This is a genomic window from Micromonospora sp. NPDC048907, from assembly GCF_055586885.1.
Window position 1 is genome coordinate 56,576 of the sequence record NZ_JBVJHI010000009.1, and the last position, 16,635, is coordinate 73,210.

Sequence of the window (16,635 nt, forward strand, 5' to 3'; positions counted from 1 at the left end):
CTACGTCGCGCCCCCGACGCGCGGGGCTCCCGCGCGCGGGGGTTCCGTGGTACGGATCGCGTCACCAGCCGGCCCGGTGGTCGTTGTCCGAGGTGGGATCGATGGTCGACGCTCCGGCCGGACGCGGGTCCACAGCGCGTGCGGCGAGGCGGAGGCCCCCGGTAACGGGACGCCCCGCCGTGCGGCCCGGCACGACGGGGCGGGATCCTCGCTCGTCAGACCCGGAGACTGGCCACCGAACCAGTCCGGCGAATTCCTCCATTTCCCCCAAGAGGTGACGAGAGCCGTTGTATGGTCAGACCAGGTAACAACACGATAAAGCTCCGCGGGGCGTCCTCGATCCAACCTCATCGGTGTGGTCGTTCCTCCCCAGGTCCCACCCAAGGAATGCGGACGGGACGCCCCGCGGCCCTGTGGACAGGGGCCCACCTTCCGGCACGCGACGCCGAAGGTGGGCCCCTGTCACCGCGCCCGGACCCCGTGGACGACCGGCCCGGGCATGATCGTCGGGACCGGGTATCCTGGTCCGGTTGTCCGCGTCCGGCCGGGTTCCCCCGGCACCGGTCACGGCAACGACGCACGACCTCCTGCCACGGAAGGACCGTGGCCGCTTAGCCCACAGGAGGTGAGCACGTCTTGCGTCACTACGAAGTCATGGTGATCCTCGACCCCAGCCTCGAGGAGCGCACCGTCGCCCCGTCGCTCGACACGTACCTGAACGTGATCCGGACCGCGGGTGGCTCGGTGGAGAAGACCGACGTGTGGGGCCGCCGGCGCCTCGCGTACGAGATCAACAAGAAGGCCGAGGGCATCTACGCCGTCATCGACCTCCAGGCGTCGCCGGAGGCCGTGGCTGAGCTGGACCGTCAGCTCCGACTCAACGAGTCGGTGCTGCGCACCAAGGTCATCCGCCCGGAGATGCGCTGAGCATCTAGACCCGGCACGTCCGGATCAAGCCTCATCGACGCTGTCGGAGGGCTCTGAGAGCCTGTAGGGCACAGAGATGAGTGCGCGAGGAGATGGTCATGGCAGGAGACACCACCATCACGGTCATCGGCAACTTGACCGATGACCCCGAGTTGCGGTTCACCCCCTCCGGGGCGGCGGTCGCCAAGTTCCGGGTCGCCTCGACGCCCCGCTTCATGGACAAGGCGTCCGGCGAGTGGAAGGACGGCGAGCCGCTGTTCCTTTCGTGCACGGTCTGGCGGCAGGCCGCCGAGAACGTCGCCGAGTCGCTGCAGCGCGGCGCCCGGGTGATCGTGTCCGGCCGGCTGCGTCAGCGGTCGTACGAGACGCGCGAGGGTGAGAAGCGCACCGTCATCGAGCTGGAGGTCGACGAGATCGGCCCGTCGCTGCGCTACGCCACGGCGAAGGTGCAGAAGATGTCCCGATCGGGCGGCGGTGGCGGCGGCTTCGGTGGTGGTGGTGGCCAGGGTGGCGGCGGAGGCAACTTCGACGACCCCTGGGCTTCGGCTGCACCGGCTCCCTCGCGCGGTGGTTCGGGCGGCGGAAACTTCGACGAGGAGCCCCCGTTCTAATGGCGCCGAGCGCCCGCGATCGCAAACCAGGAGCAAGAGCAATGGCCAAGGCTGCGGCACTTCGCAAGCCGAAGAAGAAGGTGAACCCGCTCGACAAGGACGGGATCACCTACATCGACTACAAGGACACCGCGCTGCTGCGCAAGTTCATCTCCGACCGCGGCAAGATCCGCGCTCGGCGGGTGACCGGCGTCACCTCGCAGCAGCAGCGGCAGATCGCCCGTGCGGTCAAGAACGCCCGCGAGATGGCGCTCCTGCCGTACACGGCCACGACCCGCTGAGAGGAGGCACCGATATGAAGATCATCCTGACTCAGGAGGTGTCCGGCCTCGGTGCCCCGGGCGACATCGTCGAGGTGAAGGACGGCTACGGCCGTAACTACCTGCTGCCGCAGGGCTTCGCGATCGCCTGGACCAAGGGCGCGGAGAAGCAGGTCACGGTCATCCAGCGGGCCCGCGCGGCCCGCGAGATCCGCGACCTCGACCACGCCAACGAGGTCAAGGCCCAGATCGAGGGTCTGAAGGTCAACCTGAAGGCCCGCGCCGGCGACGGCGGGCGGCTCTTCGGCTCGGTCACCCCGGCCGAGATCGTCGACGCCGTCAAGGCGGCCGGCGGCCCGACCCTGGACCGTCGTCGGCTGGTGCTGCCCAGCCACATCAAGTCGCTCGGCGCCTACCCGGTCAGCATCCGGCTGCACCCCGAGGTGAGCGCCAAGTTCGACCTGAACGTGGTCAAGGGCTGACACACCCCAGCACGACGGAAGGGCCCGCACCGACATCCGGTGCGGGCCCTTCCGCATGTCGGAGGGGCTACGCCGTCACCCGATCGGCTGGCCCGTCACCGCGCTGATCACCACGGTCGAGAGCCCGCCGCCCACCACGGCCGCCGCCAGCGCCACCGTCGCCGAACGCCAGGTCGTGCCCACCCGCCGCAGCACCACCGCCACCACGAGACTGCTCAGCAGTGCCAACCCGAACCGCGGCGCCCCCGCCACCAACGAGGCGATGGCGTGCGCCCGCGGCGAGTCACAACCGCCCCCGGTGATGTCCGTGACGCACCCCGCGGGCGGCTGCCCGTCGAGGAACAGCAACCCCACGATGAGCAGCAACGCCGGCACCAGGTAGCACGAAGCCGTGTAGACCAGCGACCGCAGCGGCCCACCCGGATCCGGATCGAGCAGGTCGTCCTCCAGCGGGCGGCCCCACGACCCGCCGCCCACCGGCTCCATCCGCCGCGGCGCCGACGCCCCGGCCCGCCCCGCGACCACCGGCTGCACCGGGCGACGGCGGGGCGCCGGACGCGGCACGGGCGCGGCGACCATCGGCGACCGCGGGGCCGACGGCGGCGTCTCCGTCCAGCGGGGATCGTCACCGGCCAGCCGCGTCCCGGACCAGAACGCCTCCGCCCGCTCCGGCGACGCCCAACCCTCCCGCACCGGCACCGGCGGCGCCGTCCGATCCCACTGGTCGACCTCCGCGTACCGGTCCCGGGCGCCAGCCTCCCGGACCCGGTCCCACGGGCCGGTGTCGGCCTGCCGCTCCCACTGGCCGGTATCCGTGAACCGGTCCCACTGACCGGTGTGCTCCGTGCGGTCCCAGCGGCTCTCCGCCTGATCCCAGCGGCCGGCCGTGGCGGGACGACCCCACGCGTGCACGCCCGACGCGTCCCACGGGTCGACCGCCGGCTGCTCCGCCGGGTCCGGCTCGGTTGCCCGGCCGCGCTCCCACGGGTCCACCGCCGGCCGCGACCACGAATCCGTCGTCGCGCGCCGGCTCCGCCGGGTCGGCCGCTCGGCGTCCCACCGGTCGCCGTCGTCGCCCGACGCGGGCGCCTCCTCCAGCCCCGACCACGTCACCTGGGGCCGCCGGGTCGCCGCCCGGCGCGGCCGGCTGCGCGGGGCCACCCCGGAGACCGGCTCACCCTCGATCCCGTCGGCGCGCCGGCTCCCGACGTACCCCTGGTCCTGCGGGGTGTCCAGGGTCCACTCGGCGGTGTGCTCCGACACCGGGCCGGCGCCGATGGCCCGCAGATCACGGCGGTCGTCCTCGCGGCGCCAGCCGGTGTCCGACCGCCAACCCCCGCCCGAGTACGGCGGGTCGACGTCCTCGTCGTCGTCGCGAGCGGCGTGCCGACCGCCGCCGTCGGCCCGACGGATGCCGGACTCCAGCGCCCACCGGGGAAGATAGGCGTCCACCGGCTCGTCCTGGCCGCGCTCGACGGCACGCCGACGACTCGGCGTGCGGTAGCTCTCGGAGGCGGCGGACGAACCGGCCGGAAGCGAACCGGCGGGAGCGTCCCAGGAGGCGCTCGGCCGGCGCTCGCGCGGGCTGCCCTCCCCGCTTCCCCAGTCCCGGTTTCTCACGGCGGGAGCGTGACCCTTCTCGACCGAAAGTGCAATCCGCAGTCCAGGTGTAGCCGTTCGCCAAGATAGTACGGGACGAACGGCGGCCAAGCTCGACCCGAAATCTTCCGTCCACAGGGTGGGGATCGTAAAACCGCAGGTCAGAGCCGAGCGTGCCCAAATTCCCCATCACTTATCCACACCCTGTGCACACCCTGCGCACATGCCTGCCCACCGGCGTCCACAGGTTGTCCCGAGGCTCGTCCACCGGTGCTGTTGAGTGGCTGACCTCGGGTTCCGTATCGTGGTCCCCCGACCGTCCGGGCGATGGCCCCCGATCGACCGGAGGGTCGGCGGAACTTGTCACACCCCGGCGGTAGAGCTGGATCCGATCCGACGCAGCAAGGGGGGACCCGTGTCGGTCACCGACGAGACGCGCTCGGAGCGGGCCGGGGGGCAGCAGCCCACCCCGGCGCAGAGAGACGGCCAGTTCGAGAAGACCCCGCCCCAGGACGTGGCCGCCGAGCAGTGCGTCCTGGGCGGCATGCTGCTCTCGAAGGACGCCATCGCGGACGTCGTCGAGATCCTCAAGTCGAACGACTTCTACCGCCCGGTGCACGCCACCATCTTCGACGCGATCCTCGACATCTACGGCCGCGGCGAGCCGGCCGACCCGATCACCGTCGCCGCGGCGCTCGCCGACTCCGGCGACCTGGCCCGGATCGGCGGCGCGCCCTACCTGCACACGCTCATCGCGAGCGTCCCCACGGCCGCCAACGCGGCCTACTACGCCCGGATCGTCGGCGAGCGGGCGGTGCTCCGCCGGCTGGTCGAGGCCGGCACCCGGATCGTCCAGCTCGGCTACGGCACCGGCCAGGGCGGCAGCCGCGACGTCGACGACATCGTCGACCTCGCCCAGCAGGCCGTCTACGAGGTCACCGAGAAGCGGGTCAGCGAGGACTTCGCCGTCCTGGCCGACATGCTCCAGCCGACGCTCGACGAGATCGAGGCGGTGGGCGCGCAGGGCGGGGTGATGAGTGGTGTCCCGACCGGCTTCAGCGACCTCGACCGACTGCTCAACGGCCTCCACCCGGGGCAGCTCATCATCGTGGCTGGCCGGCCTGGCTTGGGCAAGGCGCTGGCGCTCGACACCCCGCTGCCCACTCCGGACGGCTGGACCACGATGGGCGAGGTACGCCTCGGGGACCAGTTGCTGGCGGCGGACGGCACCCCGACCACCATCACCAACGTCTTCGACGTGATGTACGACCGCCCCTGCTACGAGGTCGAGTTCTCCGACGGTTCCGTCATCGTGGCCGACGCCGAACACCTGTGGAAGACGACCACCCGGGCCAGCCGCCGTCAGACCGAGGCCCCACCCCGCCGACACTGGTCGGAGACCTCCCTCGCGAGAGTGCGGGCCGTCGAGGCGGCGGCGGGTGTCGAGCCGCACCGCCTGGTCACCCTCGCGCAGACCCTCGACCAGGTCGGTCCCGAGTTCCGCAACGTTCTGCACGTCGTGGCCCGGCAGGTCGGTGCGAACGGCCGGGTGAGCCGCCCGGTGAGCCGGGGGGGCAAGGTACGCAACTGGACCACGCCGGGCTACCCCGCCGGAGCGCTCCTCAACGGGCTCCGTGAGCGGGCCGAGCGGCAGGCCGACAGCAGTGTCCGGACCAGCCACGGCGGTGTGGTGACGACCGCCCAGATCGCCGCGACGCTCCGGACCGACACGGCGGACCGCCGGCTGAACCACGCGGTGGAGAACTGCGCGCCGCTCCAGTTGCCGGAGCGCGAGCTGGTCGTCCCCCCGTACACCCTGGGGGTGTGGCTCGGCGACGGGCACACCGGAGCCAGCCGCTTCACCACGGCGGACGCCGAGATGGTCGACCTGGTGGCGCAGGACGGCTTCGTGGTGCGCCCCAGCGGGCCGATGGTCTTCACCATCCTGCTTCCGGCCTCCGCGGCGAGTCCCGACGGGACGTGCGTCGACTGCGGCGGCTCCACCCGGGCGCTCCGGGAGAATCCGGCCACCCGCCGGTGCGCCGGCTGCCACAGCCGGAACGGCTCCTTCCTGGCCCTGCTCCGTCGGGCCGGGGTGGCCTATGACAAGCACATCCCGCAGGAGTACCTGCGGGCATCGGTGGCACAGCGCCGGGCGCTGCTCGCCGGCCTGATGGACACCGACGGCACGGCCGCACCGACCGGGAACCTCCAGTACACGTCCACCTCCCGACGGCTGATCGAGGGCGTCCGGGAACTCGTGGTCGGCCTCGGCTACCGGTGCACGGTCAACGAGAAGCAGGTCCGCGGGCGGACCGAGGCGTCATCGACGGCCTACACCCTGAACTTCTCCACGCCCGATCCGGTATTCCGGCTGGAACGGAAGCGGACCGCGCACGCGGCGCTGCGCCGGACCGCCTCGGACGTCCGGACGACCTCCCGCTTCATCGTGGACGTCCGGCCGGTGCCCAGCGTCCCGGTGCGCTGCGTGACCGTGGACAACCCCGACCACCTCTATCTGGCTGGCCGGTCCATGATTCCGACGCACAACAGCACGGCGAGCATGGACTTCGCCCGGAACGCGGCCATCCGCTACAACCAGGCTTCGGCGATCTTCTCGCTGGAAATGAGCAAGGTCGAGATCGTCATGCGACTCCTCTCGGCCGAGGCGCGCGTGCCGCTGCACGTGCTGCGCAGCGGCCAGCTCTCCGACGACGACTGGACCAAGCTCGCCCGCTGCATGGGCGAGATCAGCGAGGCGCCGCTCTTCGTCGACGACACGCCGAGCATGAACCTCATGGAGATCCGGGCCAAGGCACGGCGGCTCAAGCAGAAGCACGACCTCAAGCTGATCGTGGTCGACTACCTCCAGCTGATGACCTCGCCCAAGCGCACCGAGAGCCGGCAGCAGGAGGTCGCGGACCTGTCGCGTGGCCTCAAGCTGCTGGCCAAGGAGGTCGAGTGCCCGGTGATCGCGGTGAGCCAGCTGAACCGTGGCCCGGAGCAGCGCACCGACAAGCGCCCCCAGCTGTCCGACTTGCGTGAATCGGGATCAATTGAGCAGGATGCCGACGTTGTCCTGCTGTTGCACCGCGACGACTACTACGACAAGGAGTCGCCGCGGGCGGGCGAGGCGGACTTCATAGTCGCCAAGCACAGGAACGGCCCGACCGACACGGTGACCGTGGCGGCTCAACTCCACCTGTCGCGCTTCGTGGACATGGCCATCGTATGACCCGGGCTGGTCGCCGGCTGACTCCTGCTGAACGGGAGGAAATCCTCGCCCGTGCGACCGGCGGCGAGACCATCACGGCCATCGGCCTGCGTTACGACATGACGAGGCAGGCGATCCGGGCGTCCTCCGTCGCAACGGAGTGCCGCCCCGCCGCGTGGGCGCCGAGAATGGTTGAGCGGCAGCGCGAGAAGGCCTGAATCGAAAGCGTCCGACGTCAGCCGAGCAGTGGGAACCAGCCGGCGGCCTCGCCGAGCTCCAGCCGGTCCCGGTCGGTGAGCGGCACCCGGCCGGTGGCCTTGAGCAGGTAGTCCCGGTCGTCCCAGCCGATCGGCCGGACGGCGTCGTCGCTGAGCAGGCCGTCCACCGTCGCCACCGCCACCCGGGTGGGCGCCTCGGCCGGGAGCGGAGCGTCGGGCAGGTCCACCACCAGGTCGAGGTGGTGGATGACCGCCTCGGTGGTGAGGGTGGCGAGGAAATCCGGTACGCGCAGCACGTGCCCCTGCGTGGTGACGTGCCCGTCGGGGTCGGCGGCGGCGGCCGCGCGGACGGCGGCGGGCGCGGTGTCGGACCAGATGCGTACGACGCCGCTGGGCCGGTCGAAGGCGGCGGCGGAGCGCCGGGCCCACCAGGCGTGCTTGACGCTCGCCTCGTCGTCGCCGCCGGGGGTGAACGCCCGCCAGTAGCTGACGTCGTCGACGTCGGCGGGCCCGGGTGCCGGGCTCGCGAGCGCGACCAGCGCCCGTTGCGCGTCGCAGAGCACGTGGAAGAGCAGGTCGGCGACGAGCCAGCCCCGGCAGCGGGTGGGGCGTTGCAGGCCGGCGTCGTCCAGTCGGGTGACGACGGCGGTGATGCCGTCGTACGCCTGCGCCAGCGCCTCGTGCGGCCGGATCGCGGTCATGTCGTGCAGCCTGCCACGGCGTGGCGGGGTCGGCACGACGGCGGCGCCGGGCCGGTGGGTCGCCGGCCCGGCGTGGTGACGGTCAGTCGAACAGTTCGCCGAGGAAGCCGCCGTGCTTCTTCTTCCGGCGGTAGTGGCCGTGGTAGCCGTAGTGCTGCTGCTGCCCGTGGCCGTAGGCGGGCTGCGGGTAGCCGTGGCCGGGCGGGGGCGGAGGCGGCGGGACGGCGCCGTAGCCGGGCTGGTGGGGTGCGGCGGCGGGCGGTGGCGGCGGGGGCGGGGCGTAGCCGCCTCCGGAGGGCGCGGCCTGCCGCGCGCCGTGCTGCTGGTTCCAGTTCGCCTCGGCCTCGAACAGCTTTTCGAGCTCGCCGCGGTCGAGGAAGATGCCGCGGCATTCGCCGCACTGGTCGATGATCACTCCGCTGCGCTCGTACTGGCGCATCTCTCCATGGCATTTGGGACAGGTGAGCTGCATGACACCGAAGGTACCCGGTCACCTCACGCGGTGGCGGTGAGCGCCTGCGTCACCTCGTGGTCGGCGACCTCGTGGAAGTCGTCGTAGTAGGCCCCGACGGCGGCGAAGTCGGGTGGGACCTGGGGGCAGACCACCTGGTCGGCCTCGGCGGCGAGCATCTCGTACGCCTGGTCGGAGCCGACCGGGACGGCCACCACCACGCGGGCGGCGCCCAGGTGCCGGGCGACCTGCACGGCGGCGCGGGCGGTGGCGCCGGTGGCCAGCCCGTCGTCGACGATGACGGCGGTCCGGCCAGCCAGGTCGAGCTGCGGGCGGTCGCCGCGGTAGAGCTGCTCGCGGCGGTCCAGTTCCGCCTGCTCGCGCCGGCGTACCTCGGCGCGTTCGTCGGCGTCGATCCGGTCGGCGATCATTTCGTTGAGCACCTGCACCCCGCCGGGGCCGAGCGCGCCGTACGCGACCTCGGGCGCCCAGGGCATGCCGAGCTTGCGGACCACCAGCACGTCCAGCGGCGCGCCGAGCCGTTGGGCGATCACCTGGGCGACGGGTACGCCGCCGCGGACCAGCCCGAGGACGATGACGTCGGGTCGCCCGGCGAGCTCGCCGAGCTGGTCGGCGAGCATGCGTCCTGCCTCGGCCCGGTCGCGGTAGGTGGTCATGCCTCAGGTCTACGCCCTCCGCCGGGGCCGTGCCGGCCAGTTGCCGGGAAAGACGGCTGGGGGGCGGCCTCGGGGCGGTGGCCGGCGAGCGCGAGGGCGGGGGCGGTGGCGAGCAGGGCGATGGGGTAGAGCAGGTAGCCGAAGCGGGTCGAGGGCATCAGCAGGATCGCGGCGAGCAGCCCGTACCCGCAGATCAGGGCGGTGGCGGCGGCGGTGCGCGGCGGGCGGCGCAGCAGCCGCACGGCGATCGCGACGGCGACGGCGGCCAGCAGGGCGGCGGCGACCGGCCGGCCGGCGGGCAGCGCGCTCGCGATGAGGTGGCCGGGGAACGGGGACTGCGCGGGGCTGGTGACGAGGCCGTGCCCGAGGGGGAAGCGCAGCACGTTCTCCACCAGGGCGTCGCGGTCGACAAGGAGCACGGGGAGCAGCGCAAGGACCGGCAGGCCGAGGGCTCCGAGGGCCGTGCGGAGGCCGGCGCGGCGGGTGGCGGCCCAGCAGACCAGCACGACGGCGACCGGCCAGGCGAAGAGCTTCAGCGCGCCGGCCGCGCCGACCGCGAGGCCCGCGCGGCCGGGCCGGCCGGCGGCGGCGAGGGCGAGGGCGAGCAGGCAGAGCGCGAGTACGGGCAGGTCGTCGCCGCCGGTGGCCAGGGTGAGCGCGCAGATCGGCAGGACGGTGGCGGCCTGCGCGGCGCGCAGCACGGCGGCGCCGGGCCGGGATGCCGCGGGGCCGGCGGTGGTCCGCAGGGTGTGCACGGCGGTCGCCAGCGCCAGCGCGGTGACCAGGGCGAACCAGACCCGGGCGTCGGTCCACCAGGCGTCGGCGGCGGCCCGGGGCAGCCCGAACAGCGCCATGCCGGGCTGGTAGGGGGTGTAGCCGAGCAGCTGTTCGCCGGGGGGCAGGGCGGCGATGGCGTCGTGCCCGAGGTAGGGGGTGCCGTGCTCGGCGAGCCGCGCGCCGGCGTGCTCGACGACGACCACTTCCTCCTGCGCCCGGTCGGTCCGGCCGCCGGCGCGTTGGATGCTCTGAGCGACCACCGGGAGCAGGGTGGTGGTGGCCCAGGCGAAGCCGGTGACCGCCCAGCGGGCGGGCAGCCCGGCGAGTCGGGTGCCGGGTCGCCGGCGCCGGGCGAGGAGTTGGGCGGTCGCGGCGAGCGCCGCCAGGGCGTAGCCGATGGTGGCGAGGGTGCCCCAGGCGCGGTGCGGCAGGAGCGTGGAGGTGACGGCGGTGACGGCGGCGAACGCGGCGGAGACGGCGTAGAGGCCCACGTCGAGGGCGAGGCCGCCGGCGGCGGTGTCAATCGCCTGCCAGCGGCGGAGGGCGGGGGCGGTCCGGTCGGCGTCGGCGGTCACGCGGGCCAGTCTGGCAGACGGGTACGGCGTCCCGGCCTGCGGATCTTGGCGGGTCGTGGTCAGGGGGTGGCGGTGCGGTTGCGTCCGCCGCCGGTGCGGCGGCCGGGCAGGCGGATCACCGCGCCGGCGTCGTGCAGGGGCGGCGCGAGGGCGCCCGGCCGCCCGCCGGCGCCGCGCTGGAGGGCGGCGAGGAGCGCGCCGGACGGCAGCGGCCGGGCGAACAGGTGGCCCTGCCCGGCGGCGCAGCCCAGCTCCCAGAGGGCTCGCCGCTGTGGCTCGCTCTCCACGCCCTCGGCCACCACGGTCAGGCCGAGGCTGCGGCCCAGGTCCAGGGTGGAGCGGATCACCGCGGCGGCCTCGGCGGCGCTCTCCATCGCGGTGACGAAGCTCCGGTCGATCTTCAGCTCGTGCACGGGGATCCGCGAGAGCAGCGAGAGCGAGGAGTAGCCGGTGCCGAAGTCGTCCAGCGCGAGCCGTACGCCGGAGTCGCGGAGCCGGCTGAGCACCCGGTCGACGACGTCGAGCTGGCTGAGCGTCAGGGTTTCGGTCAGCTCCAGCACCAGCCGGTCCGGCGGCAGGTCGTGCGCCCGGAGCCGGGCCAGCACCGCGCCGGGGAAGCGGGCGTCGAGGAGGCTGCGCGGCGACACGTTCACCGAGACCGGCAGGTCGAAGCCGGCGTCCCGCCAGGAGCCGGCGGCGATCAGCGCCTGGTCGAGGATCGCCTCGGCGAAGGCGGGGAGCAGCCCGGAGCGCTCGACGGCCTCCAGGAAGCGCAGCGGGTCGATCATGCCGTGCGTCGGGTGGTGCCAGCGGGCCAGCGCCTCGGCGCCGATCACCTCGCCGCTGCCCAGGTCGACGATCGGCTGGAAGTTGACGATGAACTCGTGGTCGGCGACCGCCCGGGGCAGCTCGCCGCCGAGGGTGAGCCGGCCCAGGTCGGCGGTGTCGCGGGTCGGTGCGTACGTGGCGACCCGCTGGCCGGCCCGCTTGGCCTGGTACATCGCCACGTCGGCGCGGCGCAGCAGCTCGGGCATCCCGCCGCTGGCCGGGGCGACCGCGATGCCGCCGCTGGCCTCCACGCTGATCCGCATGCCGTCCAGGTCGAGCGGCTCGTGCAGCGCGGCCAGCAGGGCCTCGGCCCGGTGCGCGGCGACGGCCGGGGCGGGCAGGCCGCGCAGCAGCACGGCGAACTCGTCGCCGCCGAGGCGGGCCACCAGGTCGTCGCGTCGCGCCGCGCCACGCAGCCGGTCGGCGACCTGGATCAGCACCCGGTCGCCGGCACCGTGCCCCAGGGTGTCGTTGACCTCCTTGAAGTGGTTGAGGTCGATCAGCACCAGAGCGGTGACGCCGTCGGCGTGCCGGTTGGTGAGCTGCTCGGTGCCCTCGTCGAGCAGGTGCCGCCGGTTGGAGAGCCCGGTGAGCGCGTCGTGGGTGGCGGCGTACGCGTGCTCGTCGGCGATCCGGGCCAGTTCGGCGTACGCCTGGGCGTTGCGGACGGCGGTGCAGAGCGCCGAGGCGAAGGTGCGCAGGGTGTACTGCTCGCGCTCGGACAGCGTGACCGGCCCCGTGAAACGCAGCCGCAGCACTCCGATGTCGGCGGTCTGGTCGTGCCCTTCGAGGCGGGTGGTGAGCACCGAGCCCTCGATCGCGCTGGGCGTGCCGGCCGGTCCCCGAAGGGTGATGGCTCCGCCGGCCCCCCGGACCAAGCGCCCCTCCTCGCGCAGCTCGATGTCCACCTCGTCGGCGGAGAAGAGTTCGGTGGCCTGGGTGACCGCGGTGGTGAGCACCTGGTCGAGGTCGACCACGTTCAGTGCGTCGGTGGTGCGGGCCAGGCGCTGCCAGGCCTCCCGTTCGGCCCGGCTGCGCACCCGGCTGGAGTTGGCCAGGTGCAGGCTCAGAACGAGGGGTGGGACGACCACCAGGAAGGTGGGGTTGATCCGGAGGATGAGGAGGGTGGACAGGACCACCGAGAAGCGGGCGAGCACGCTCGCCAACCGGAGGTCGAGTTGCTGCCGGAAGCGGTTGAGGATCGGCGTCCCGGTGGCGAACGCCAGGACCGGGAACATGAGCAGCTCGTCGAGCACCACGACCGTCAGGTAGGCCAGCACCAGGGCGGGCAGCGAGCGGCTGATCGACCCGGACCACGGCCAGGTCCAGCCGGCGGTGACCAGCACCAGTCCGCCGGCGGCGGCCAGCGTCATCTCCTTGGCGATGCCGAAGGCCAGTTTGACGGGGGTCAGCCGGGTGATCGCGCGGGCGATCCCGACGCCCACACCGGTGGCGAGGATCACCCACGGAACGGGGGCGACCGCCAGCCCGACGACCGTCGCGGCGTCCGTCCACGAGATGCCGTGAGTGGTGGCGCGGATGCGGATGCGGACATTGACGGTCGCGGCGACGGCGACCAGAAACGTGAGTGCGACGGCCCGGGTGAGGTTGGCCTCGGTCACCAGACCCCGGCTGTCAATCAGTCGGATGCTGACCAGCGCCGAGACGCCGGCGGTAAACACGACGAGACCGACTAGCAGCCGTAGCCGCCGATCGGTCCCATTGTCGCGTGCAAGGGTGCGAGTCACGTCCTGGCCCTCCACCGCGCCCATCTCGTAGCGGTGCGTGCACCCGTACTGTACGGGGCGCTCAGGCGCCCGGAAAGATCCCTCAGAGCCAGTCGTTGCCGCGCATGTGCTCAGCCCTTCGCTCGATCCTGCGGAGCCGTTGTCGTCGACCCCCACCGACGCACGACAGCTTATGACGTTTAGGCCGAGTTGGTAACATTAGATGTCCATATGCGCAGAATGCGCTAATGCCGCCGCATCTTGTCACTCAGTGTCTTTGCCTGAAGACTGAACGCGTATTAGAGCGACGTTCCAATGGGATTATCGAGTCCCCCATGCGCGATGTCTCTAGTCGTTCGGGCACGGGGTTGCATCACACCCCGCAGGTCCACGGACCGGAAAAATGTCGTCGCTCTCTGATATCTTTTGAAGTCGTGCGGCGGATCGCGCACAATCTTCCGCTAAGGCGTCTTCTGCATATATTGGCGGGAAATGCAGTGGTTATTCAATTCGGCACTGCGGAGGAAAGGGTTTGGTGGACGTCCGGCTCCTGGGGGGCTCCTGAGGGGTGGTGGGGGCCGGCCCAGGTCTCGCTGGGCAGACGACAACATCCCGGTCACCCATCGCGCCGGGCTGTCCGGGGTGGAGAGCAGCGCGACCACGCCTCCACCGTCCGGTTACCCCTCAGCGAGTCGACGGCGGCAGGTGCGGGAGAGGCCGCGGTGCCCCTCCCCGCCGACGGCCCGAAGCCCGCGTCCGGTCGTACCGGACGGATAGGCTCGCGGCCGTGACCGAACCCGCGCAGCTCACCCACGTCGACCCGGCCGGCGCGGCCCGGATGGTCGACGTCTCCGCCAAGGCGATCTCCGGCCGGCTCGCGGTCGCCGCCGGCCGGCTCCGCACCACCGCCGAGGTGGTGGATCTGCTGCGCCGCGACGGGCTGCCCAAGGGTGACGCCCTGGCCGTCGGCCGGCTCGCCGGGATCATGGGGGCCAAGCGCACCCCCGACCTGATCCCGCTCTGCCACCCCATCGCCCTGCACGGCGTCACCGTCGACCTGTGCCTCACCGACGACACCGTCGAGATCACCGCCACGGCGAAAACCGCCGACCGGACGGGCGTCGAGATGGAGGCGCTCACCGCGGTGGCCGTCGCCGGGCTCGCCCTGGTCGACATGGTCAAGGCGGTGGACCCGGCGGCCTCCGTGGACGCGGTCCGGGTGCTGCGCAAGGAGGGCGGCAAGACCGGCGAGTGGGTCCGCCCCGAGGACCGGCCGTGATCCGGGCCCGGGTGATCGTCGCCTCCAACCGGGCGGCCGCCGGGGTCTACGCGGACACCAGCGGCCCGCTGCTCGTCGCCGGCCTGCGGGAGCTGGGCTGCGAGACCGACGAGCCGGTGGTGGTGCCCGACGGCGAGCCGGTCGGCGCGGCGCTGCGGGCGGCCCGCGACGAGGGCGTCGACGTGGTGGTGACCAGTGGCGGCACCGGCGTCACCCCGACCGACCGCACCCCCGAAGTGACCCGCCCGCTGCTCGACTACGAGATCCCCGGCATCGCCGAGGCGATCCGGGCGCACAGCCGGGACGCCGTCCCGACGGCCGCGCTGTCGCGCGGGCTGGCCGGGGTGGCCGGCCGGATGCTGGTCGTCAACCTGCCCGGGTCGCGGGGCGGGGCGAAGGACGGGTTGGCGGTGCTCGGGCCGATCCTGCGGCACACCGTCGACCAGCTCCGCGGCGGCGACCACTGACCACACACCCCCGCCGCGCCGGCGCTAGGCTCGGCCGATGAGCACGGAAACCGCAGCCGCCGCGGCCGGGGTCGCCGCGCCGCCGCCGGCCGGGTGGGAGGAGGCCCGCTCCCGGGTGTATGCGGTGGGTCTCGCCGCCGCGCTCCCCACCGCCGGCCGGCCGCTCGCCGACACCGACGGGCACACCCTGGCCGAGCCGCTGACGACGCGCACCGACCTGCCCGCGTTCCCGACCTCCAGCGTGGACGGCTGGGCGGTGCGCGGGGACGGCCCGTGGCAGGTGGTCGGCCGGGTGCTCGCGGGGCAGACCCCGCCCCCGCTGGAGGCCGCCGGCAGCACGGTGGAGATCGCCACCGGCGCCATGGTCCCCGAGGGCACGACGGCGATCCTCCGGATCGAGGAGTCGACCCGGACCGACGACGGCCGGGTGGCCGGCACGCCCCGGCCGGCACCGGAGTGGCGGCAGCCGGGCGAGGAGGCGTACGCCGGGGAGGAGCTGCTGCCCGCCGGCACGCCCGTCGACCCGGCGGTGATCGGCCTGGCCGCCTCCTGCGGGCACGACACCCTGCGGGTCCGCCGCCGGCCGCGCGCCGCGCTGCTGGTCTTCGGTGACGAGCTGCTGACCGCGGGCCCGCCGGGGGCCGGCCGGGTCCGGGACGCGCTCGGCCCGGCGGTGCCCGCCTGGCTGCGCCGGTACGGCTGCCAGGTGCGCCCGGCCGACGTGGTCGGTCCGGTGGCCGACACCCTCCCCGCCCACGTGGCCGCGCTGCGCGCCGCGCTCGCCGACGCCGATCTGGTCTGCACCACGGGCGGCACCATGCACGGCCCCGTCGACCACCTGCACCCGACGCTGGAGACGCTCGGCGCCGACTACGTGGTGAACACCGTGGCGGTCCGGCCGGGCTTCCCGATGCTGCTGGCCCGGCTGGTGGACGGCGACGGCCGGGTGCGCTTCGTGGCCGGCCTGCCGGGCAACCCGCAGTCCGCGATCGTGGCGCTGGTGTCGCTGGTCGCGCCGCTGCTCGCCGGCCTGCAGGGCCGGCCGATGCCGGTGCTGCCGCAGGTCACCCTGGCCGAGCCGGTCCCGGGCCGGGGCGACCACACCCACCTCGCCCTGGTGCGGTGGGACCCGGTTGCCGGCACCGCGCACCCGGTCCGCCACGTCGGCTCGGCGATGCTGCGCGGCCTGGCCGGCGCGGACGGCTTCGCGGTGATCCGGCCGGGCACCAGCGGCGCGGCGGGCGACCGGGTGCCGCTCGTGCCGCTGCCGCTGACTCCCGGGGAGCGGGCCCAGTGAGCGCGAGGAGTGAGCCGGGGTTGCGAGCCCCGCAGTCGCGAACCGGGGAGGCCCAGTGAGCGCGAGGAGTGAGCCGGGGTTTGCGAGCCCCGCAGTCGCGAACCGAGGAGGAACAGTGAGCGCGGGCGAGGTCGTGCTCGGCGCGGTGACCGACCGGCCGCTGGACCTGGCCGCGCACGAGGCCGCGGTCGCCGACCGCCGGGCCGGAGCGGTGGTCTCGTTCCAGGGCGCGGTCCGCGACCACGACCACGGCCGGACGGTCATGCTGCTGGAGTACGAGGGCCACCCGACCGCCGAGGCCGTGCTGCGCGAGGTGGCGGCCGAGATCGCCGCCGACCCCGACGTGTACGCGGTGGCCGTGTCGCACCGGATCGGCCCGTTGGAGATCGGCGACGTGGCCCTGGTGGCGGCGGTCAGCACCGCGCACCGGGCGGCGGCCTTCGCGGCGTGCGCGCGACTGGTCGACGAGGTGAAGGCGCGGCTGCCGATCTGGAAGCGGCAGGTGTTCTCCGACGGCACCGAGGAGTGGGTGAACTGCCCCTGAG

The 16,635-nt window shown here is 73.5% G+C and carries 15 protein-coding genes; 9 read left to right on the forward strand and 6 right to left on the reverse strand.

Features of this window, described 5'->3' with window-relative positions; genetic code table 11:
• Positions 1-636: 636 nt before the first annotated feature.
• The 4 genes from rpsF (at position 637) to rplI (ending at position 2,280) form a co-directional block, all read left to right on the forward strand.
• Positions 637-927 carry a 30S ribosomal protein S6 gene (gene rpsF / locus ACZ6PY_RS26595; protein ID WP_046563719.1) on the forward strand — a complete coding sequence of 97 codons (291 nt, stop codon included), beginning with the start codon at positions 637-639 and terminating at the stop codon, positions 925-927.
• 80 nt (positions 928-1,007) lie between these two features.
• Positions 1,008-1,538, forward strand: coding sequence for a single-stranded DNA-binding protein (locus tag ACZ6PY_RS26600; protein WP_172967885.1), 531 nt, complete (start codon positions 1,008-1,010; stop codon positions 1,536-1,538).
• 41 nt (positions 1,539-1,579) lie between these two features.
• Positions 1,580-1,819 (forward strand): 30S ribosomal protein S18, encoded by a 240-nt coding sequence (gene rpsR, locus ACZ6PY_RS26605; protein ID WP_013289355.1) that lies wholly within the window; start codon positions 1,580-1,582, stop codon positions 1,817-1,819.
• A gap of 14 nt (positions 1,820-1,833) precedes the next feature.
• Positions 1,834-2,280, forward strand: coding sequence for a 50S ribosomal protein L9 (rplI, locus tag ACZ6PY_RS26610; protein ID WP_151460617.1), 447 nt, complete (start codon positions 1,834-1,836; stop codon positions 2,278-2,280).
• Between the two features lie 75 nt (positions 2,281-2,355).
• Here the strand turns inward: rplI and ACZ6PY_RS26615 are convergent, their stop codons facing one another.
• Entirely contained in the window at positions 2,356-3,900 is a 1,545-nt protein-coding gene (locus ACZ6PY_RS26615; protein ID WP_466076661.1) for a hypothetical protein, read from the reverse strand.
• Positions 3,901-4,294: 394 nt separating this feature from the next.
• On the opposite strand from ACZ6PY_RS26615, the gene dnaB reads away from it, so the two are divergent.
• Positions 4,295-7,114 (forward strand): replicative DNA helicase, encoded by a 2,820-nt coding sequence (gene dnaB / locus ACZ6PY_RS26620; protein WP_466076664.1) that lies wholly within the window; start codon positions 4,295-4,297, stop codon positions 7,112-7,114.
• A 214-nt stretch (positions 7,115-7,328) separates the two neighbouring features.
• On the opposite strand, the gene ACZ6PY_RS26625 is transcribed toward dnaB, so the two are convergent.
• The 5 genes from ACZ6PY_RS26625 to ACZ6PY_RS26645 form a co-directional block, all read right to left on the reverse strand.
• Positions 7,329-8,012 carry a maleylpyruvate isomerase N-terminal domain-containing protein gene (locus ACZ6PY_RS26625; protein ID WP_466076667.1) on the reverse strand — a complete coding sequence of 228 codons (684 nt, stop codon included), beginning with the start codon at positions 8,010-8,012 and terminating at the stop codon, positions 7,329-7,331.
• An 82-nt stretch (positions 8,013-8,094) separates the two neighbouring features.
• Positions 8,095-8,484 (reverse strand): TFIIB-type zinc ribbon-containing protein, encoded by a 390-nt coding sequence (locus ACZ6PY_RS26630; RefSeq protein ID WP_466076670.1) that lies wholly within the window; start codon positions 8,482-8,484, stop codon positions 8,095-8,097.
• Between the two features lie 23 nt (positions 8,485-8,507).
• The gene (locus tag ACZ6PY_RS26635; protein WP_466076673.1) at positions 8,508-9,140 is read right to left on the reverse strand and encodes a phosphoribosyltransferase; all 633 of its coding nucleotides are present in this window, start codon (positions 9,138-9,140) and stop codon (positions 8,508-8,510) included.
• On the reverse strand, positions 9,137-10,492 hold the full coding sequence (locus ACZ6PY_RS26640; protein ID WP_466076676.1) for a glycosyltransferase 87 family protein: 1,356 nt from the start codon (positions 10,490-10,492) through the stop codon (positions 9,137-9,139). The genes ACZ6PY_RS26635 and ACZ6PY_RS26640 overlap by 4 nt, the downstream gene beginning before the upstream one ends.
• A 59-nt stretch (positions 10,493-10,551) precedes the next feature.
• Positions 10,552-13,092, reverse strand: a complete 2,541-nt coding sequence (locus ACZ6PY_RS26645; protein WP_466076679.1) for a putative bifunctional diguanylate cyclase/phosphodiesterase — start codon at positions 13,090-13,092, stop codon at positions 10,552-10,554.
• 742 nt (positions 13,093-13,834) lie between these two features.
• Between ACZ6PY_RS26645 and moaC the strand changes: the two genes are divergently transcribed.
• The 4 genes from moaC (at position 13,835) to ACZ6PY_RS26665 (ending at position 16,634) form a co-directional block, all read left to right on the forward strand.
• Positions 13,835-14,326, forward strand: coding sequence for a cyclic pyranopterin monophosphate synthase MoaC (moaC, locus tag ACZ6PY_RS26650; RefSeq protein ID WP_466076682.1), 492 nt, complete (start codon positions 13,835-13,837; stop codon positions 14,324-14,326).
• Complete coding sequence (locus ACZ6PY_RS26655) at positions 14,323-14,793, forward strand: MogA/MoaB family molybdenum cofactor biosynthesis protein (protein WP_466076685.1); 471 nt, start codon at positions 14,323-14,325, stop codon at positions 14,791-14,793. Before moaC ends, ACZ6PY_RS26655 begins: the two co-directional genes overlap by 4 nt.
• A gap of 37 nt (positions 14,794-14,830) precedes the next feature.
• Positions 14,831-16,090 (forward strand): molybdopterin molybdotransferase MoeA, encoded by a 1,260-nt coding sequence (locus tag ACZ6PY_RS26660; protein ID WP_466076689.1) that lies wholly within the window; start codon positions 14,831-14,833, stop codon positions 16,088-16,090.
• Between the two features lie 115 nt (positions 16,091-16,205).
• Positions 16,206-16,634 (forward strand): molybdenum cofactor biosynthesis protein MoaE, encoded by a 429-nt coding sequence (locus ACZ6PY_RS26665; protein ID WP_466076692.1) that lies wholly within the window; start codon positions 16,206-16,208, stop codon positions 16,632-16,634.
• The last annotated feature ends 1 nt before the right edge of the window (position 16,635 follow it).

Excerpts from the sequence above, each read along its gene's own strand:
- ACZ6PY_RS26630 (WP_466076670.1), bottom strand. The coding sequence starts at position 8,484 with ATGCAGCTCACCTGTCCCAAATGCCATGGAGAGATGCGCCAGTACGAG.
- rplI (WP_151460617.1), top strand. The coding sequence starts at position 1,834 with ATGAAGATCATCCTGACTCAGGAGGTGTCCGGCCTCGGTGCCCCGGGC.
- ACZ6PY_RS26645 (WP_466076679.1), bottom strand. The coding sequence starts at position 13,092 with ATGGGCGCGGTGGAGGGCCAGGACGTGACTCGCACCCTTGCACGCGAC.
- ACZ6PY_RS26635 (WP_466076673.1), bottom strand. The coding sequence starts at position 9,140 with ATGACCACCTACCGCGACCGGGCCGAGGCAGGACGCATGCTCGCCGAC.
- rpsR (WP_013289355.1), top strand. The coding sequence starts at position 1,580 with ATGGCCAAGGCTGCGGCACTTCGCAAGCCGAAGAAGAAGGTGAACCCG.
- ACZ6PY_RS26660 (WP_466076689.1), top strand. The coding sequence starts at position 14,831 with ATGAGCACGGAAACCGCAGCCGCCGCGGCCGGGGTCGCCGCGCCGCCG.
- ACZ6PY_RS26625 (WP_466076667.1), bottom strand. The coding sequence starts at position 8,012 with ATGACCGCGATCCGGCCGCACGAGGCGCTGGCGCAGGCGTACGACGGC.